General features: G+C 60.5%; 17 protein-coding genes. 11 read left to right on the forward strand and 6 right to left on the reverse strand.

Annotation, left to right across the window (positions count from 1 at the left end; all coding sequences use genetic code 11):
• Positions 1–483 precede the first annotated feature (483 nt).
• The gene (gene tnpC, locus BLU01_RS22020; RefSeq protein ID WP_092271806.1) at positions 484–2,028 is read right to left on the reverse strand and encodes an IS66 family transposase; all 1,545 of its coding nucleotides are present in this window, start codon (positions 2,026–2,028) and stop codon (positions 484–486) included.
• 16 nt (positions 2,029–2,044) lie between these two features.
• Complete coding sequence (gene tnpB / locus BLU01_RS22025) at positions 2,045–2,404, reverse strand: IS66 family insertion sequence element accessory protein TnpB (protein WP_231987099.1); 360 nt, start codon at positions 2,402–2,404, stop codon at positions 2,045–2,047.
• A gap of 348 nt (positions 2,405–2,752) precedes the next feature.
• On the opposite strand from tnpB, the gene BLU01_RS22030 reads away from it, so the two are divergent.
• Both BLU01_RS22030 and fabF read left to right on the forward strand, forming a co-directional pair.
• Positions 2,753–3,547: an SDR family NAD(P)-dependent oxidoreductase gene (locus BLU01_RS22030; protein WP_092279459.1), complete on the forward strand. Its 795-nt coding sequence runs from the start codon at positions 2,753–2,755 to the stop codon at positions 3,545–3,547.
• Between the two features lie 32 nt (positions 3,548–3,579).
• Positions 3,580–4,854 (forward strand): beta-ketoacyl-ACP synthase II, encoded by a 1,275-nt coding sequence (fabF, locus tag BLU01_RS22035; protein WP_092279461.1) that lies wholly within the window; start codon positions 3,580–3,582, stop codon positions 4,852–4,854.
• Here the strand turns inward: fabF and BLU01_RS22040 are convergent.
• The 3 genes from BLU01_RS22040 to eat all read right to left on the reverse strand — a co-directional run bounded on the left by BLU01_RS22040 (position 4,851) and on the right by eat (position 7,282).
• Entirely contained in the window at positions 4,851–5,435 is a 585-nt protein-coding gene (locus BLU01_RS22040; protein WP_092279463.1) for a TetR/AcrR family transcriptional regulator, read from the reverse strand. The two genes, fabF and BLU01_RS22040, sit on opposite strands and share 4 nt — an antisense overlap.
• Before the next feature lie 178 nt (positions 5,436–5,613).
• Complete coding sequence (locus BLU01_RS22045) at positions 5,614–5,781, reverse strand: DUF2897 family protein (RefSeq protein ID WP_092279465.1); 168 nt, start codon at positions 5,779–5,781, stop codon at positions 5,614–5,616.
• 136 nt (positions 5,782–5,917) lie between these two features.
• Positions 5,918–7,282, reverse strand: a complete 1,365-nt coding sequence (gene eat, locus BLU01_RS22050; RefSeq protein ID WP_092279467.1) for an ethanolamine permease — start codon at positions 7,280–7,282, stop codon at positions 5,918–5,920.
• A 403-nt stretch (positions 7,283–7,685) separates the two neighbouring features.
• Between eat and kdpF the strand changes: the two genes are divergently transcribed.
• From kdpF to BLU01_RS22080, 6 genes are all read left to right on the forward strand, one after another.
• On the forward strand, positions 7,686–7,775 hold the full coding sequence (gene kdpF, locus BLU01_RS22055) for a K(+)-transporting ATPase subunit F (RefSeq protein ID WP_007899818.1): 90 nt from the start codon (positions 7,686–7,688) through the stop codon (positions 7,773–7,775).
• A gap of 8 nt (positions 7,776–7,783) precedes the next feature.
• Positions 7,784–9,478: a potassium-transporting ATPase subunit KdpA gene (gene kdpA / locus BLU01_RS22060; RefSeq protein WP_092279469.1), complete on the forward strand. Its 1,695-nt coding sequence runs from the start codon at positions 7,784–7,786 to the stop codon at positions 9,476–9,478.
• Between the two features lie 25 nt (positions 9,479–9,503).
• On the forward strand, positions 9,504–11,561 hold the full coding sequence (gene kdpB, locus BLU01_RS22065) for a potassium-transporting ATPase subunit KdpB (RefSeq protein WP_092279471.1): 2,058 nt from the start codon (positions 9,504–9,506) through the stop codon (positions 11,559–11,561).
• 280 nt (positions 11,562–11,841) lie between these two features.
• Complete coding sequence (gene kdpC, locus BLU01_RS22070) at positions 11,842–12,387, forward strand: potassium-transporting ATPase subunit KdpC (protein ID WP_092279473.1); 546 nt, start codon at positions 11,842–11,844, stop codon at positions 12,385–12,387.
• A 141-nt stretch (positions 12,388–12,528) separates the two neighbouring features.
• Entirely contained in the window at positions 12,529–15,180 is a 2,652-nt protein-coding gene (locus tag BLU01_RS22075) for a sensor histidine kinase (RefSeq protein WP_092279475.1), read from the forward strand.
• A 60-nt stretch (positions 15,181–15,240) separates the two neighbouring features.
• Entirely contained in the window at positions 15,241–15,939 is a 699-nt protein-coding gene (locus BLU01_RS22080; protein WP_092279477.1) for a response regulator, read from the forward strand.
• Positions 15,940–16,056: 117 nt separating this feature from the next.
• Here BLU01_RS22080 and BLU01_RS22085 read toward each other — a convergent pair whose 3' ends face one another.
• The gene (locus BLU01_RS22085; protein WP_092279479.1) at positions 16,057–17,103 is read right to left on the reverse strand and encodes a patatin-like phospholipase family protein; all 1,047 of its coding nucleotides are present in this window, start codon (positions 17,101–17,103) and stop codon (positions 16,057–16,059) included.
• A 237-nt stretch (positions 17,104–17,340) separates the two neighbouring features.
• Here BLU01_RS22085 and BLU01_RS22090 point away from each other — a divergent pair, with 237 nt between their 5' ends.
• The 3 genes from BLU01_RS22090 to BLU01_RS22100 all read left to right on the forward strand — a co-directional run bounded on the left by BLU01_RS22090 (position 17,341) and on the right by BLU01_RS22100 (position 19,543).
• The gene (locus BLU01_RS22090) at positions 17,341–17,619 is read left to right on the forward strand and encodes a hypothetical protein (protein ID WP_027925691.1); all 279 of its coding nucleotides are present in this window, start codon (positions 17,341–17,343) and stop codon (positions 17,617–17,619) included.
• A gap of 54 nt (positions 17,620–17,673) precedes the next feature.
• The gene (locus tag BLU01_RS22095; protein WP_092279481.1) at positions 17,674–18,441 is read left to right on the forward strand and encodes a CHAD domain-containing protein; all 768 of its coding nucleotides are present in this window, start codon (positions 17,674–17,676) and stop codon (positions 18,439–18,441) included.
• A gap of 304 nt (positions 18,442–18,745) precedes the next feature.
• Complete coding sequence (locus tag BLU01_RS22100) at positions 18,746–19,543, forward strand: acyl-CoA thioesterase (RefSeq protein WP_092279483.1); 798 nt, start codon at positions 18,746–18,748, stop codon at positions 19,541–19,543.

The following is a 19,543-nucleotide window of genomic DNA, read 5'->3' on the forward strand; positions in this document are numbered from 1 at the left end:
TCCATGAACCCCACACTCAAAGTCACCACCTGATCCCAGACGCGGTGCGCCATATTTCTATACCTGTGGCACATAAATAGCTCACCTACCATTTTGCTGGCATAAAAATGCCAATGTTTAGCTATTTTAGTGGCACAAAAATGTCAAAGTTTGGTTATTTCAATGGCACAAAAATGCCAAGACCAGGTATTTCAGGTGGCACAAAAGATGCGCGCTATTTCTGTGGTATTTAAATGCCATTTCAATGCCACGGAAATGCAGAAGCACGCCCTATCTGTGCTCATGTGAGCCATTTTGGACCTGTACCGGGGGTAGGATTATTTTTGTACCGGGGGTAGGATTTTATATTTTTACAGGGCTTTGGAGGCCCAAAAAACGTACCGAGTCTATTACGTGCTGGGTGGATTTGGCGGTACACCAAAGGATGTCGAGGCTTCCCTAGCATACGATTCGATCCACTCACCCCACGTTTAGGGTTCAGGTTTAACGTGATATCTCTGGCGAGCAGTTCCACGGCAACAGTGCCTCATAGTCTGCCACCGACTGCGCATGTGGTAACTGCTCCAGTACGTGGCGTAGCCACGTATAAGGCTCTTGGCCGTTGACCTTGGCGGTCTCCACTAGGCTGTAGATCTGAGCACTGGCAGTAGCGCCTTTGGCCGTGTCGCTGAACAGCCACGCCTTGCGACCGATAACAAACGGCTTTATCGCGCGTTCCGCCGCATTGTTGTCGATCGGTAAAAACCCGGCCTCCACGTAACGCTCCAGCCGGCTCCAATTGTTGGCAAGATAGTTAACCGCCTTGCCCAGCACACTTTGCGGCGTCACTTGGGACTGAGTTTTATCCAGCCAGCTTTTCAACTGGGCTAGGATCGGCAGGCTCTTTTCCTGTCTGCCGATAAATCGTTGCTCGTCACTGACGCCCTTTAGTTCACGCTCGATGCCGTACAGCTTGTTGATCATCGTCAGGGCGATATCGGCACGTCCCGCCTTGCCCTTGGGCTGTACCTTTTGAGCATCGACAAACTTGCGCCGCACATGGGCCATGCACGCCAGACGTTCCACTCCGGGCTGTAATGCCAAGGCGTTGTAACCCGCGTAATCATCGGTCATGACGTAGCCACGATAACTTTCCAACAGGCGCAACGGCACTTCCTGCGCACGGCTGGAGGTGTAGTCAAACAGCACGACTTTTCGAGCCGGCGGCCCGCTGGCTTGCACCCACATCCAGGATTGGCTGGTTGGGTCTCGATCCGGTTCTTTAAGTACCTGGACGCGGGTTTCATCACAGTGGACGACAGGGCTTTCCAGCAACCGATCCCGCATCAGATTTAATAACGGTTGCAAGTGCTCGCCGCACTGGATGACCCAGCGCGCCAACGTTTGGCGAGGGATGTCCACACCATGACGGGCAAGTACGGTTTCAAATCGGTGGAGCGGCAGGCCGTCGACGTATTTAGTGGTCAACAACATCGCCAAGACACTCGGACTGGCCATGCTCTTTTCGATCAACTGAGCCGGTTTGTCAGCAGTGACCGGCGCCGCTTCACAACCACGACACCCGTAGACTTTGCGGATGTGTTTGATCACGCGGATTTGCATCGGCACGATATCCAGCTGCTCGCTAGTTTCTTCGCTGACGACATGCTTGCGGCAACCACAGGCACACGTCAGTTCGTGCTCGGGAAGTTCGTGGATGACTTCGATGCGCGGCAGATCAGCAGACAGAGGCTTGCGCTTGCCACGACGTGAAGTCGGAGCAACAACTTCTTCGTCAGCGTCGCCGATTGAAGGCATCGGCTCGCTTTCGGGCTCGTTGAACAACGCCAGTTGAGGGGTATTGGGTTCAACGGTCTGCTCGGATTTGCGACCGAACAAACGGTCGCGCAGCAGCTTGATCTGTTCTTTCAGATCGACGATATGAGTCTGGTATGCCTCAGCCGTTACCTGCTGACGACTGAGTGCCTCAAGCAACATTTGCTTGAGCAGAACAGGGTCGTCAGGGAGGTCTTCGGGCATCAAATTCATGCCCGGATTATACCCGTCAGGCGACGAATCTTGGCGTTAAAACCTTGTGTGGACGGTTGCGCCAGAGATCAAATCCATCCAGTAGCCAGTTCAGTTCTTGGACGGTCAGCACGATAGCCTCGTCCACCTCTTCGGGTGAAGTCTTAAAACGCTCGGACTCCAGGCGCTTGAGCCAAAGGCAGAAGCCGTTACGCTCCCAGTACAACACTTTGACCCGATTACGGTGGCGATTCAGAAAAACAAAGAGCACGGGGTCAAACACCGCGACCTTGATATCCAGTTCGACTAGCGCAGCTAGGCCATCAATGGACTTTCGAAAATCTACCGGCTTTGGGTAGAGGTACACTTTTTCAACGCTGGCATTGGGACGCATCATGGTGATGGACTCCTGATGGAAATCGGGAGGACAGCATCAGCCGTCAGCTATCCGCTTGGAATGTGGGGTTCATGGAGCGGATACGTTTCAACGGAGCGCGAACGCTACATATCGCCGCAATTTTTAACACCGTGGCTAAGCTCTTTTGTTATTGAGATCGACATGGATTTAAGCTGACTCCACCGGTGTATCTCAGTTTTGCGGGGTGAGTCCTGCGAGTCGGCCGTTTCTCCGACATTAAAAATTACGGCTATCATATTATCTTTGGGTTATGCCTATAATAAAAGACTGATCGTGCGCAAACGTTCCGATCCCGGCACTCACATCGCATCCCTCAGGAGCACAGTCATGACGTCCACTCAGTCCAAAGGTACAGCCCTCGTCACCGGTGCTTCTTCCGGCATCGGCGCCATTTACGCCGAGCGGTTGGCTGCACGTGGTTTTGATTTGTTGTTGGTGGCTCGCGACGGGCAGCGGGTGGAGGCAGCGGCGAGCAAGTTGCGCGCCGAGCACAGCGTTCAGGTGGAAGTGGTCAAGGCTGACCTGACGCAAAAGGATGAGGTATTGAAACTTGAGCAGCGTCTGCGTAGCGATTCAAGTATCAGCCTGCTGCTCAACAATGCCGGTGTCGCGGCCGATGGTTTGCTGGCCAACGCCGACATGGAGCAACTTGAGCAACTGATTCAGCTCAACGTCACCACTGTCACGCGTTTGGCGTCGGCGGCGGCAGCCAGTTTTGCCAAAGCGGGGCGCGGCACGATTATCAACATTGCCTCGGTCGTGGCTTTGTCTCCGGAACGGTTTAATGCGACTTACAGCGCCAGCAAGGCGTATGTTCTGAGCCTGACCCAATCTTTGGATGCGGAACTGAGCGGCACCGGTGTGCGGGTGCAAGCGGTTTTGCCCGGGGTGACGCGCACTGAGATTTGGCAGCGTTCGGGGATTGATGCCAGTGGCATCCCGGCGGAAATGATCATGGATGCAGCGGACATGGTGGATGCGTCGCTGGCCGGTCTGGACCAGGGCGAACTGATTACTATCCCGTCGTTGCCGGATGCGTCCGAGTGGCAAGCCTTTGTTGCGGCCCGTCATGTGATGGCGCCGAACCTGTCCCGAGATAAGCCCGCCGCACGTTACAAGTGAGGCGTCATGAATCGGTTTGAGGTGAATGCAGTATGAGTGATCGTCGAATAGTTGTGACTGGAATGGGCCTGGTGTCGCCATTGGGTTCTGGCGTCGAAGCCGTGTGGGCGCGCCTGTTGGCCGGGCGCTCTGGACTGCGCGCATTGCCCGACGCAGTGGTTGCCGATCTGCCGGCCAAGGTCGGCGGCGCAGTGCCGAGCATTGCTGATGATGCCGAAGCCGGCTTCGACCCGGACCGGGCCATCGCGCCCAAAGAACAGAAGAAGATGGATCGCTTCATCATGTTCGCCATAGAGGCTGCGCGTCAGGCGCTGGAACAGGCGGGTTGGCAGGCGCAGGACGCCAATGCTCAGGAACGCACCGCGACGATTATCGGCTCGGGCGTCGGTGGTTTTGGCGCTATCGCCGATGCGGTGCGCACCACCGATACGCGCGGGCCGCGGCGGTTGTCGCCGTTCACCATTCCCTCGTTTCTGGTCAATCTGGCGGCGGGCCACGTGTCGATCTTGCATGGTTTCAAAGGTCCGCTCGGCGCGCCGGTAACCGCCTGCGCCGCCGGTGTTCAGGCGATCGGCGATGCCGCGCGGCTGATCCGCAGTGGCGAGGCGGATATTGCCGTGTGCGGCGGCGCCGAAGCGTCGATTGATCGTGTCAGTCTGGCCGGGTTTGCTGCCGCGCGGGCCTTGTCCAGCGCTTACAACGAAACCCCGGAGCGCGCCTCGCGGCCATTCGACAAGGATCGCGATGGTTTTGTGATGGGCGAGGGCGCCGGTCTGCTGGTGATCGAATCGCTGGAGCATGCATTGGCCAGGGGCGCTAAACCGATCGCCGAGCTGGTCGGCTACGGCACCAGTGCGGATGCCTATCACCTGACGGCCGGGCCTGAAGATGGCAGCGGTGCTCGGCGGGCAATGTCGTTGGCATTGGCGCAAGCCGGGGTCAGCGCCGATCAGGTGCAACACCTCAATGCTCACGCGACGTCGACGCCAGTCGGGGATCTCGGGGAGTTGGCGGCGATCAAGTCATTGTTCGGCGCGGATAACAAGATTGCGGTGACGTCGACCAAGTCTGCTACCGGTCATTTGCTTGGCGCCGCTGGCGGCATCGAAGCGATCTTCACCCTGTTGGCCATTCGCGATCAAATCGTCCCGGCCACGCTCAATTTCGATAACCCGGACCCGGCAGCCGAAGGCGTGGACATCGTTCACGGCCAGGCGCGGTCGATGCCGATTGAATACGCGCTGTCGAACGGCTTCGGTTTTGGCGGCGTGAATGCCAGCGTGCTGTTCAAGCGTTGGAGTGATTAATCGTTGTTCTGTTTCAGGTGATCGCGCGTCACGTCGAGAATCCGCTGGGCCAGCTCGGCGTTCTCGACACTGCGCGATAACATCAGCGCGCCGATCAGCGTCGACATGATGATGATGATGATGATGATGATGATGATGATGATGCTGCGTTCGCTCGGCTGTTCGCCTTCAAGGGTACTTTGCACTTGCTCAAGTCTGGCATTGAGCACTTGATCGGTGGTGGGGCTGGGCTGGCCGCGCAGTCCGAGTTCTGAGGACATGGTCGGCAGCGGGCAATCTTGATCCGGCGAAGTCTGGTGCCATTCGGAGAGATAACTGTCGATAAACGCGTCGAGCGGCCGTTGTTCAGCGAAGAGCTTGGCGCAATGCGCGTCGAGTTCATCGCGGGCCATTTGCAGGGCTTTTTCCACCAGCTCATCTTTGGATTTGAAGTGCGAATAAAAGCCGCCGTGGGTCAGGCCCAGCGCTTTCATCAAAGGTTGCAGGCCAGTCGCCCCGATGCCGTCGCGGCGAAAACGTGCAGACGCTTCCTTGATGATGCGTTGGTGGGTCTGGGCTTTATGGTCCTGCGAGTAACGCATTTTGGGTCTCCGCGACAATCCGCCATCTTACTTAATGAATATTGGATGGTGACTGTACTTCTATCGCAAAAAAGCATGCAGATGCGTGCCATTCGGCTGGGCGGCGTGTTTTTTAGAAGTCTGCCGGAGAACTGGCGAGCGCAAAAACAAACCCCACCGCGAAGGTGGGGTTTTTTTATCAGCGGTCCTGCGCATCCTTGGCGTCCGCGACTGCATTGCGTTCAGCGATGCGTTTGCGTTGCTCTTCGGTCAGATCGACCTTGTTGGCGGTGTCGCGCAACATCATCAAACCGCCAACGATCGAGCCGATTGCAACGACCAGAATCAACCAGGCATACCAGGGCATAGGGCTCTCCTTGAGGGCAGGCCGATTGGCGGATTTCGCCAACCGAGCGTGCATACCACTTTGAGCGATCAAATTTCGCAGTGGTTCCATTCTAGGCCTGTAATGTCTCGCGCGTATCCCTCGTTACAGCCCCTTGCTACAAACCGGTCAGCATTGCATCCGCCGGCGCATCGGCGCGCAATTGCGCGGTGAGCATGAAGTACACAAACCCGACGGCCATGAAGCCGACGAAGATCAGCCCGATCAAGGTGTTGAACCACGCCATTGCCACCAGGCACACCACCGCCAGCACCAGCGCAATCATCGGCACCAGCGGATAACACGGCGCGCGGAAAGTCCGTTCCAGGTTCGGCTCGGTTTTGCGCAGTTTGAACAGGCTGAGCATGCTCATGATGTACATGACGATGGCGCCGAATACCGCCATGGTGATCATCGCCGCGGTCAGCGTCATGCCGCCAAGGTTGATCAAACCGTCACTATAAATAGCCGCGATGCCGATCAGCCCGCCGGCGATGATCGCCCGGTGCGGCGTCTGGAAGCGCGACAGCTTGGCCAATGATTTCGGCAAGTAACCGGCGCGGGCGAGGGCGAAGAACTGGCGCGAGTAACCGAGGATGATCCCGTGGAAACTCGCTACCAGTCCGAACAGGCCGATCCACACCAGCATGTGCAGCCAACCGGAGCTTTCGCCGACCACGGCTTTCATCGCTTGCGGCAATGGGTCGTTGATGTTCGACAGGGTGCGCCAGTCGCCAACGCCGCCGGCAAAGAACATCACGCCCATCGCCAGCAGCACCAGCGTCAGAATGCCGCTGATGTAAGCCTTGGGAATCGTCCGTTTCGGGTCCTTGGCTTCTTCGGCGGCCATGGCCGCGCCTTCGATGGCGAGGAAAAACCAGATCGCAAACGGGATCGCCGCGAACATCCCGGCAATCGCCGGCGCGCCGAACACGTCGGAACCGGCCCAGCCATTCAGGGCAAAGTTGCTGAAGCTGAAGGCCGGCGCCACCACGCCCATGAACACCAGCAATTCGGCCACAGCCAGGACGCAGACGATCAACTCGAAGGTTGCCGCGAGTTTCACCCCGAGAATGTTCAGGCCCATGAACACGATGTAGGCACCGACCGCCGCGTGTTTCGGGTCGAGTGCCGGAAACTGCACATTCAAGTACGCGCCAATCGCGAGAGCGATCGCTGGGGGGGCGAAGACGAATTCGATCAGCGTTGCCAGCCCGGCGATCAATCCGCCTTTCTCGCCAAAAGCGCGGCGGCTGTAGGCAAAGGGACCGCCGGCGTGGGGAATCATCGTCGTCAGCTCGGTGAAACTGAAGATGAAACAGGTGTACATGGTCGCGACCATAAAGGAAGTCACCAGGAAACCCAGGGTTCCGGCGACGCCCCAGCCGTAACTCCAGCCGAAATACTCCCCGGAAATCACCAGCCCGACGGCAATGCCCCACAGATGCAGCGTTCCCAGTGTCGGTTTGAGTTGTGTGTTCATGCGTTGCTCCCGGAATGGTTTGGAAAGCTCGGGGGAGGGCGCGTGCAGCGGGCGTGCCATTTTGTATTTGCGCGTCGCAATGCGGTGAAAGGTGTCGTATCGGGGATGATCGGCGCTGGATGGCCGTGATTTGTGCGCCAGTTGGGGGCAATGTCGCCCGTTATGCCGCCATCGCGAGCAAGCTCGCTCCCACTATTGAAATGCATCCGCCGACACAACGCTGATCCCTGTGGGAGCGAGCTTGCTCGCGATGGCGTCCGCCCAAAACGCCTGTAACCCCCGCATAAAGCCACTCTTTACACTTTTTTTATGCCCCGCCACACCCCTCGCTCTCGTTCCTTTACAGCCTCCCTGCCGACAATGCCCGGACACGCGGCAATACGCCGTTACACGGAGATTTTCCATGAGCGTTCTGGACGGGGTGTCACTGCTATTGGCAGTGGGGCTGTTCATTTATCTGCTGGTTGCGCTGTTGCGCGCGGACCGGAACTAGGAGCGGCTATGCACAGTTATGACTATTGGCTGATCCTCGGGTTTTTCGCGTTAGTGCTGATCCCCGCGCCGTTTCTCGGTCGCTTCTATTACAAAGTCATGGAAGGCCAGCGCACCTGGCTGTCGCCGGTCCTCGGCCCGGTCGAGCGCGGTTGTTATCGCGTGGCCGGGGTCGATCCGCAGGTCGAACAGAGCTGGCAGAAATACACATTGGCCTTGCTCGCCTTCAACCTCGCAGGCTTCCTGCTGCTGTTCGCGATCCTGTTATTCCAGGACTACTTGCCGCTGAATCCGCAAAACCTGCCGGGCCAGGAGTGGACGCTCGCGTTCAACACCGCCGTCAGTTTCATGACCAACACCAACTGGCAGGCCTACAGCGGCGAAGCGTCGCTCAGTTATCTGAGCCAGATGGCCGGCCTCACCGTGCAGAACTTCGTCAGCGCCGCCACCGGTCTGGCGGTGTTGGTGGCACTGTGTCGCGGCATCGGCCGCAAATCGACAAAAACCCTCGGCAACTTCTGGGTCGACATGACCCGCGCCACGCTCTACGGCCTGCTGCCGCTGTGCTTGTTGCTGGCGCTGTTTCTGGTCTGGCAGGGCGTGCCGCAAACTTTCGCGCAATACGTCAATGCCGTGACCATGCAAGGCGTCGATCAGGTGATCCCGCTCGGCCCGGCCGCGAGCCAGATTGCGATCAAGCAACTGGGCACCAACGGCGGTGGCTTCTTCGGCGTCAACTCGTCGCATCCGTTCGAGAACCCGACGGCGTGGAGCAACTTGTTCGAAGTCGGTTCGATCATCCTGATCCCGGTCGCGCTGGTGTTCACCTTCGGCCATTACGTCAAGGACCTGCGTCAGAGTCGCGCGATCATCGCCTGCATGCTCGCGCTGTTCCTGATCGGCGGCGCCACCTCGCTGTGGGCCGAGTACCAGCCGAATCCATCGCTGGCCAACGCTGCCGTCGAGCAGACTGCGCCACTCGAAGGCAAGGAAGCGCGCTTCGGCACCACGGCGACGGTGTTGTGGTCGGTGACCACGACGGCGGCGTCCAACGGTTCGGTCAACGGTATGCACGACAGCCTCAACCCGCTGAGCGGCATGGTCGCGATGGTCAACATGATGGTCGGCGAAGTGATCTTCGGCGGCGTCGGCGCCGGGCTTTACGGCATGCTGCTCAACGTGTTGATCGCGGTATTCCTCGCCGGCCTGATGATCGGCCGCACGCCGGAATACCTCGGCAAAAAACTCCAGGCGCGGGAAGTGCAGTTACTGGTCGTGACCTTGTTGGTGATGCCGGTCGGCGTGCTGGTGCTCGGCGCGATTGCCGCCAGTTTGCCCGGCCCGGTCGCGGCGGTCAGCAACCCCGGCGCCCACGGTTTCAGCCAGTTGCTTTACGCCTACACCTCGGCCAGCGCGAATAACGGTTCGGCGTTTGGCGGTTTCGGTGCGAACACCGCGTTCCACAACTTGATGCTGGGCCTGGGCATGCTGATCGGTCGTTTCGGTTACATCCTTCCAGTGCTGGCGTTGGCCGGCAGCCTGGCGATGAAGAAAACCGCGCCAATCGGCCCGAACAGTTTCCCGACCCATGGTGCGCTGTTCGTGACGCTGCTGACCGTGACCATTTTGCTGGTGGGTGGCCTGACGTTCTTGCCGACGCTGGCCCTGGGTCCTATTGCCGAACATCTGAGCATGGGCTTCTGAGCCAGGCTTTTTCGAGGAGCTGATGATGAATATGCCCGCAACCAAACCGGCCGCCGCCAAGGCGCCGGAACAACCGAAAACCGCGATCTCGGCGCTCTGGCGTCCAGCGCTGGTGCAAGCCTTCGTCAAGCTGGATCCGCGCCAGTTGCAACGGGCGCCGGTGATGTTGGTGGTCGAACTGACCGCCGTGCTGACCACCGTGTTGTGCTTTATTCCCGACAGCACCGTGCCAACCTTTGTCGCTGCGCAAATCGCGTTGTGGCTGTGGTTTACCGTGCTGTTTGCCAACTTCGCCGAAGCCTTGGCCGAAGGTCGCGGCAAGGCCCGCGCCGACAGCCTCAAGGCCGGCAGCGAAGGCTTGAGCGCCCGGCGCAAGACCGCCAATGGCACGTTTCAAGTGGTGCCGGCGGCCAATCTGCGCAAGGACGATGTGGTGCGCGTCGAAGCCGGGGAAATGATCCCCGGTGACGGCGAGGTCATCGAAGGCATCGCCGCGGTCAACGAGGCGGCGATTACCGGCGAATCGGCGCCAGTGATTCGCGAATCCGGCGGCGACCGTTCGGCCGTTACCGGCAATACGCGGCTGGTCTCCGATTGGCTGCTGGTGCGCATCACCGCCAACCCCGGCGAATCGACCCTGGACCGGATGATCGCTCTGGTCGAAGGCGCAAAACGCCAGAAAACCCCCAACGAAGTGGCGCTGGATATCCTGCTGATCGGCCTGACGCTGATCTTTCTGTTGGTGGTCGTGACCCTGCAACCGTTCGCGCATTTCGCCAACGGCAGCCTGCCGCTGGTGTTTCTTGTAGCGTTATTGGTCACGCTGATTCCGACCACCATTGGCGGCTTGTTGTCGGCCATCGGTATCGCCGGCATGGACCGCCTGGTGCGCCTCAACGTGATCGCCAAATCCGGGCGCGCCGTGGAAGCGGCGGGGGATGTGCACGTGCTGTTGCTGGACAAGACCGGCACCATCACCTTCGGCAACCGCCGTTGCACCGCGGTTTATGCAACACCCGGCGTGACTGCCAAAGAGCTGGCCGAAGGCGCGTTGTTTGCGTCGCTGGCCGATGACACGGCGGAAGGCAAGTCGATCGTCGAGTACCTGCGCAACCTGCATCCGCAGCCTGAGCCGGGCGCCGAATTGCTCACCGGCGTGCCGTTCAGCGCCGAGACGCGTTTGTCTGGTGTTGATTATCAGGGCCGCGTGTATCGCAAAGGCGCGGTGGATTCGCTGCTGGCGTTCATCGGCCAGAAACGTTCGGACCTGGCCCCGGCCATGGCTCGGGAAGTCGACAAGATTGCGCAGAGTGGCGGCACGCCGTTGCTGGTGTGTGTCGACGGTAAATTGCTCGGCGCGATCCATCTCAAGGACGTGGTCAAGCCGGGCATCCGCGAACGTTTCGCCGAGTTGCGCAAACTGGGGATTCGCACGGTCATGGTCACCGGCGACAACCCGCTGACGGCTGCGGCGATTGCTGCCGAGGCGGGCGTCGATGACGTGCTGGCCGAAGCCACGCCGGAGAAAAAACTCGCGCGGATTCGTCACGAGCAGAACGACGGTCGTCTGGTGGCAATGTGCGGCGACGGCGCCAACGACGCGCCGGCGCTGGCCCAGGCTGACGTCGGCATGGCGATGAATGACGGCACGCAAGCGGCGCGCGAGGCGGCAAACATGGTCGATCTCGACAGCGATCCGACCAAGTTGCTCGACGTGGTGCAAATCGGCAAAGAGCTGCTGGTGACGCGTGGCGCGTTGACGACTTTTTCGATCGCCAACGACATCGCCAAATACTTCGCGATTCTGCCGGCGCTGTTCGCCTCGATCTATCCGCAATTGGGCGTGCTCAACATCATGCAACTGAGCAGTCCGCAGAGCGCGATTCTCTCGGCGATTGCCTTCAACGCGTTGATCATCGTCGTGCTGATTCCGCTGGCGCTGCGTGGCGTGCGAGTGCAAGCGGCGAGTGCTGCGGCGTTGTTGCGGCGCAATTTGCTGATCTATGGGCTGGGCGGGATTGTCGTGCCGTTTGTGGGGATCAAGGCGATCGACATGTTGCTCACTGCACTGCATTTGGTTTGACCTTTGGATCGACCCCTCACCCTAACCCTCTCCCCGGGGGGAGAGGGGACTGACCGAGGTGTTCTTGGAGCTGCATCGACCTGAAAGATCGAGCCGAACTCAGGTTTTGAACAGCACGGATGTCTTGCGAAATTTAGCGACCTGAAAGACCGAGTCGAACTCAGGTTTTGAAAGGCATAAAGATCGGCTCCCTTTCCCCCTCTACCCCGTGGGGAGAGGGCTGGGGTGAGGGGTGGATTTCCCTGACACCCACTACTTCTTCAATTTCGAGGATTCTGAAATGTCCACAATGATCCGCCCGGCCCTGAGCCTACTGGTACTCATGACGCTGATCACCGGCGTCGCCTATCCTTTGGTGGTTACCGGCGTCGCGCAAATTGCTTTCCCCGATCAGGCCAACGGCAGTCTGGTACGCGACGCCGAAGGCAAGGTGCGCGGTTCGTCGCTGATTGCCCAGGATTTTACCGGCGACGCGTGGTTCCATCCGCGCCCGTCGGCCGGGGCGTTTGCCACGGTGTCGAGCAGCGCCAGCAACCTCTCGCCGAGCAACCCGGCGCTCGCCACGCGGGTCATCGACGAGGCCAATAAACTGCAAGTGCCCGGGCAAGGACCGGTGCCGCTGGCGCTGCTGACCACCTCTGGCAGCGGCCTCGATCCGCACTTGCCACCGGCGGCGATTGCCTATCAACTGGCGCGTGTTGCGGCGGCGCGCAATCTGCCGGTATCGACCCTTCAACAGTTGCTCGACGCACACATCGAGCAGCCGCTGGTGGGGCCACCGGTGGTGAATGTGTTGGCGTTGAATATCGCGCTGCAAAAGCTTTAAACCGGTGGCGCCGCCAATCACGAGCAAGCTCGCTCCCACAGGGAATCTCCAGTGTTCACAAATCCCCTGTGGGAGCGAGCTTGCTCGCGATGGCGGCCTAATATTCACCCCATCAAAACCTGAAAGAAGAGACCTTCAAGCATGAGCGATTCCGGCCGCGCCGATGCGCTGTTAGCAGACCTGCCCCGCGATGGCCGTGGCCGGCTCAAGGTGTTCCTCGGCGCCGCGCCCGGTGTCGGCAAGACTTACGCCATGCTGCAAGCTGCCCATACGCAACTGCGCCAAGGGGTCAAAGTCATCGCCGGGGTGGTTGAAACCCACGGCCGCGCCGAAACCGAAGCGCTGCTCGGTGGCTTGCCGCAACAGCCGTTGCTGCGCTCGGAATACCGTGGCGTGATGCTCGAAGAAATGGACCTCGACGGTCTGCTCGCGGCCAAACCAAAACTGGTGCTGGTCGACGAACTCGCCCACAGCAACGCCCCCGGCAGCCGCCACGCGAAGCGTTGGCAAGACATCCAGGAATTGCTCGCCGCCGGCATCGACGTGTTCACCACGGTCAACGTCCAGCACCTGGAAAGTCTTAACGATCAAGTGCGCGGAATCACCGGCGTGCAGGTCCGCGAAACCTTGCCCGATTGGGTCCTGCAAGAAGCCTACGAACTGCTGCTGATCGACCTGCCGCCGCGCGAATTGCTTGAGCGTCTGCGCGACGGCAAAGTCTATGTGCCGGAGCAGGCACGCGCGGCCATCGATGCTTTTTTCACCCAGACCAACCTCACCGCGCTGCGCGAAATGGCCATGCAAACCGCTGCGGCGCAGGTCGATAACGACTTGGCCCAGGGTTATCGCCAACTCGGTCAGGCTGCGCCGGCGGTGCGCGGACGGTTGCTGGTCGGTGTCGATGGCGATGCGCAGGCCGAACGCCTGGTGCGCCACGCCAGCCGCGTCGCCCAGCGCCGGCATCTGCCGTGGAGTCTGGTGCACGTCGACAATGGCCGCGTGCGCGACGAGCAATCGCGCCTGCGTCTGCAAAGCGCCCAGCAACTGGCCGAACGTTTGGGCGGCGAAGTGGTGTTGCTGCGCGCCGGCGAAGTAGCGAAGACCCTGATCCAGCACGCCGCCGAACGTCGCGCCAGTCTGGTGTTGGTCGGCCAATCCCGGCAGCGTCTGCGCCGACGGTTGTTTGGCGGCGGACTTGCTTCCCGGCTGTTGCGCGATGCCCGAGGGCTGGAAATCAACGTGCTCGACAGCGATCACGAAACCCATCAGCCACGTCAGCGTTCGATCCGTTCATTGGTCTGGTTCGACTACGCTCTGGCGTTGCTGGCGACCGTATTGGCCAGTGCCTTGGCGTGGGCCGTGGCGAGTGTTTTGCCGTTGCCGAATATCTCGCTGGTGTTCCTCGCGGCGGTGTTGCTTGTGGCGGTGCGCAGCAGCCTCGGCCCGGCGCTGGCGTGTGCGGCGCTGTCATTCCTGGTTTACGACTTCCTGTTCATTCCGCCGAATTTCTCGTTCAGCATTCAGCGCGAAGAAGACGTGCTGACCTTGCTGTTTTTTCTCTTGATGGCCGCGCTGACCGGCAACCTCGCGGCGCGTCAACGCCGGCAATTGCAGGCGTTGCGCGACACTCAGGAAGAAACCACAGAGCTGCTCGACCTGTCGCGCAAACTCACTGCCGCTACCGACCGCCAAGCCGTGATCAGCGCCGCCGCGCAGCACCTCAATGGCTGGAGCGAGCTGCAATTGTGCCTGCTCAATCGCGACGGTCAGGGTGGCTGGAAAGTCGAAACCGGTGGTCCGCTGGAGTTTTCCGAAGCAGAACGCGCCGCCGCCGATTGGGCCTGGCAACACGATCAACCGGCGGGCGCCGGCACCGGCACATTGCCGTTCGGGCGTTGGTGGTGGTGGCCGTTGTCGGTCGAGGACGGGCCGTTGGCGTTGCTCGGCGTGTGCGCCAAAGAGGGCCAGACCTTGAGCGGCCAGCGTCGACGTTTGTTGACGGCGCTGAGTCAACCGCTGGCGCAAGCGCTGGCCCGCGCGCAACTGGCCGAAGACCTCGAAGCGGCGCGCCTGCATGGCGAAACCGAACAATTGCGCAGTGCCTTGCTCGCCTCGGTGTCGCACGACCTGCGCACGCCGCTGACCGCCATGCGCGGCAGCATCGACAGCCTGCTGGCGCTCGGCGAAGCGATTCCTTTGGAGGATCGCCGCGAGTTGCTCGAAGGCACCCGCGATGAAGCCGAACGCCTTGATCGTTACATTCAGAACCTGCTGGACATGACGCGCCTCGGCCACGGCGCGCTGAAACTGGCGCGCGATTGGGTGTCGCCGGCCGACATCATCGGCAGTTCGCTGAATCGCCTGCGCGCGGTGCTGGCGCCGTTGCAGGTCAGCGCCGAAGTGCCGGCCGAGTTGCCGTTGCTGTACGTGCACGCGGCGCTGATCGAGCAAGCGCTGGTCAACGTCATCGAAAACGCCGCACGTTTCTCTCCGCCTCAGGGACGTTTGCAAGTGCGCGCCGGGGCTGACGAAAAAGAGCTGTTTTTCTCGGTCAGCGATGAAGGCCCGGGAATTCCCGAGGAGGAGCGCGCAAAGATTTTCGACATGTTCTACACCGCCGCCCGGGGTGATCGCGGCGGCCAGGGCACCGGGCTCGGACTGGCGATTTGTCAGGGCATGGTCGGCGCGCATGGCGGGCGAATCAGCGTCGCCGATGGCCTCGACGGGCGCGGCACGTGCATCACGCTGCACTTGCCGCTGCAGGAACAACCTGGTTTTGAAAGTGAAGCCTGATATCTTTCGCACATTCTCATTACCATCCCCGTGCCCATCCACACGCTGCGATCACAAACCATGAGCCAGACCGCGACCATTTTGGTCATCGACGACGAACCGCAGATCCGCAAATTCCTGCGCATCAGCCTCGCTTCCCAAGGCTACAAAGTGCTGGAGGCGGGCACCGGTAATGAAGGCCTGGCGCAAGCGGCGCTAAGCAAACCGGACTTGCTGGTGCTCGACCTCGGCCTGCCGGACATGGACGGCCAGCAAGTGCTGCGCGAGTTTCGCGAATGGTCGAGCGTGCCGGTGCTGGTGCTGTCGGTGCGCGCCAGCGAAGGGCAGAAAGTCGAGGCGCTGGATGGCGGCGCCAATGACTACGTGACCAAACCGTTCGGCATTCAGGAGTTTCTCGCACGCGTGCGCGCGTTATTGCGCCAGGCACCGAGCGGCGAAGCACAGCAAGCGGCGCTGACGTTCGGCCCGTTGACCGTGGACCTGGCCTATCGGCGGGTGCTGCTCGACGGCGCCGAAGTCGCGCTCACCCGCAAGGAATACGCGGTGTTGGCGCAACTGGCGCGGCATCCTGGGCGGGTGATTACCCAGCAGCAATTGCTCAAGGAGATCTGGGGCCCGACGCACACCGAGGACAGCCATTATTTACGGATTGTGGTCGGGCATTTACGGCAGAAACTGGCCGACGATCCGACCCGACCACGGTTTATCGTGACCGAGGCAGGGGTTGGTTATCGGTTGTTGGGGGAGGGTGGTCTGTAGGTTTTTCGGCGGGCAGTCCGGCCTGTTCGCGGGCAAGCCCCGCTCCCACACGGTTAACGCGAACCCTGTAGGAGCGAGGCTTGCCCGCGAAGAGGCCCTGACACTCACCCGAGAATCTCAAGAATCACGCTTCTGCTCACTCTCATAACGGTCCATCGTATCGCTGGCAATCTCGCGGCCCAGCGCGATCAACTCCGGCGCTTTGTAAAACTCGAAAAACCGGCACACACGCTTCGGCACGTTGATCAGCACGTCCGGCGGATACCCGGCGATCTTGTACTGCGCCAACGAGGTCTGCATCACCTCGAAACTCTGGTTGATCAAATCCAGCAATGACGCCGGCCCGACGTTGTCGATGATGAACGAGCCGGTCGCGGATTTCGGTGCGCCATCGGCTTGCGGAGCCGCTGCCGGTTGTTGCGCTTGCGGTTCGGCCGACTCGATCCACGGGTTGATATCCGCCGCTTCCGCCTTCAGCGCTTCCTGTTCCAGCAACAGCAACTGTTCAGCCTGTTTGCGGCGAAACGGCATCTTCGAACCGAGCGAACTGATCAGGTTATTGAAACGCGACTTGAACGCCGGCGGACGCGGAATCACCGGCAATTGGTAATGCCGCTGGTTGGTCGAGTTGAGATTGACCGCGATGATCAAATCGCAATGGCTCGACACCACCGGCACGATCGGCAACGGATTCAACAGACCGCCATCAACCAGCATCCGATTACCCTGCATCACCGGCGTGAACAAACTGGGGATCGCCGCCGAGGCGCGCATCGCTTGATGCAGGCAACCTTCCTGAAACCAGATTTCCTGCTGATTGGTCAGGTCCGTGGCCACCGCCGTGTAGGGAATACGCAAATCTTCAATGTTGATTTCGCCGACGATCTTGCGGATCTGGCCGAAGACTTTTTCGCCACGAATCGCCCCCAGACGGAAGCTGACATCGACCAGCCGCAGCACGTCGAGGTAGTCGAGGCTTTCGATCCAGTCGCGATAATCCTTGAGTTTGCCGGCGGCATAAATCCCGCCGACCACCGCGCCCATCGAGCACCCGGCAATGCACGCGATGTCGTAACCACGCCGTTCGATCTCCTCAATGACACCGATATGGGCATAGCCCCGGGCTCCACCTGAGCCCAGCACCAGTGCGACACGCTTTTTCATGAATCGCCCTCGTCTGACAAGGTCCAACAATGCACCCATCAGGGGCAACGCTTCAATCGCCAAGGTCGTTGCCCGGGGTGACGGCGTCGTTTTTTCGACACTGCATGGCGCCACATGCGTATGCTCGCGAACGCGGTCGTTTGCGGGGCAGGTCAAGGCTTGGCAAAGCAGAGGCACTTTTTGCGCGCGCCACCGTCTTACCTGCACGACTGTTTTCCTATTCTTGAGGTGTGAGTGATGAAAGCCTGGATCTGTGTGCCGTTGATTGCCCTGGCGCTTGCCGGTTGTGCTGGTAAAACTGCGTACCGCGAAAGCTGCGGCAGCCAGATCGATGCCGCCTGGCATGAGCTCGACCTGGCCAAGGCTGAAGGTTTCGCCGGCACCGTCAGTTACTCCAAGGCTTTGTCGCTGTTGACCGGCGCCAAGACCCAGCAACAATTTGAAGCCTACGAAGGCTGCACCAGCAAAGCCGAGAAGGCACGCTTCTACATTCGCGAATCCCGCGCCGGTCGTTAACGGGCACGGTGCGTTCAACGGGCGGTTAAGCACATTCGATTCAGGGAGAAAGTGATGTCGGCTTTGGTCAATCGATTGGTGGCTCAGGTGCTGAGCCTGGATATTCGTTTGCTGGCGTGCCAGGCGCGTTTGACTGCCCGCACCGATCCCGAAGCGCTGCACGACTTGCGCACCACCGTGCGGCGGCTGCGCAGTCTGTTGCGACCGTTGCGCGGGTTGCCCGGCGTCGAGCAACTGGAAGCCGCCGCCTCGGGCGTCGGCGACCTGACCACGCCGCTGCGTGATCGCGAGGTGCTGGCGGCGTATCTGTTGGCGCACCAGCAACCCGAAGCGGCGCAACGGCGCATGGCGCAGATGGACGCGGCGTATCCTGCCGTCGCCAGCAGCGCTGAAGTGACGCAATTGCTGATGATCCTCGACGCGTTTCCGCGATTCCTGCGCGCCGCGCAGCGTCAGGGTTTGCTCAAAGGCCTGCGTCAGCGCATCGAAAAGCGCCTGGCCAAGCAATGGAAAAAACTCGACGAAGCGCTGCACGACCCGGCCCACGATCGCCATCGTCTGCGCTTGCTGATCAAGCGTGTGCGTTATGGCATCGAGGCTTATCCCGAGCTCGACCGTCTGCCGAAAGCGGCGATGCCGCGCCTGAAATCGGCGCAAGCCGCGCTGGGTGACTGGCACGATTGCTGGCAATGGCTGCTGTTGGCCGAGAAGGAAAGTGATTTGCAAAGCTGCGTCGCCGAATGGAAAACCACCATGGCCAAAGCCGAACAGCGTGCCGACCGCGTGCTGGATAAACTCAGCGACGCCTGCTTCAAATCCTGAAAACCCTTGAAGCCGAGACACAACTACTCAATAACGTCGACCCAACAACAACAACCACCACAAAACCTGTGGGAGCTGAGCTTGCTCGCGATGGCGTCGTGTCAGTCAGTAATTTTGCTGCTGACACGACGCCATCGCGAGCAAGCTCAGCTCCCACAGTCAGTTTTCCTGCAGCCAGGTTTCTGCACCTCTGATAAACCTCGCACGGCTCATCTGTCCGTCAATTTGGCCGGAATAAGCGCTGTATCGCCCGCGCAGGCTGGTTAACATCCCTTCATCCTTTTCCCGCACTCCCGAGGTTCCCATGCGCTTTTCCGATCTGCTCGACGCTGTCCGCAGCCAGCCGCAGGCGCTGTCGATTCCTGCCGAATGGGGTCAGGGCCGGGCCAGTTTCGGTGGCCTGATCGCCGCGTTGCAGTACGAAGCCATGCGCGCGAAAGTCCCGGCCGAGCGCCCGGTGCGCTCGCTGGCGATCACCTTTGTCGGCCCGGTCGAGCCGGACGTGCCGGTCAGTTTTGAAGTCGATGTGTTGCGCGAAGGCAAAGCGGTCAGCCAGGTCTTGGGCCGGGCGATGCAGAAGGGCCAAGTGGTGACGCTGATGCAAGGCAGTTTCGGCGCCTCGCGCGAATCCGAAGTGGCAGTCACAGCGCAACCGGCGCCCGCAATGAAGCACTGGGACGAATGTCAGGAACTGCCCTATATCAAAGGCGTAACCCCGGAATTCATGCGGCATCTGGCGATGCGCTGGAGTGTCGGCGGGCGTCCGTTTACCGGCAATCCATCACGCGAGATGGGCGGTTGGGTGCAGTTGCGTGGGGAAGTACGTGAAGAGGCGCTGAGCGAGGCGTACATTCTGGCGCTGGTCGACGCCTGGCCGCCGGCGTTATTGCCGCACCTGCGCAAACCGGCGGCGGGCAGCACGCTGACCTGGACCATCGAATTCGTCCAGCCGCTGCTGGCGCTGAATACGCTGGACTGGTGCAAATACCTCGCGGAAATCGAACACGCCGCTGACGGCTACGGCCACGTCGCGGCGAAACTGTGGAGCGCGGACGGTCGGTTGATCGCCATGAGCCGGCAGACCGTGACCATTTTCGCCTGA

This window comes from Pseudomonas prosekii (genome assembly GCF_900105155.1).
GTDB lineage: Bacteria > Pseudomonadota > Gammaproteobacteria > Pseudomonadales > Pseudomonadaceae > Aquipseudomonas > Aquipseudomonas prosekii.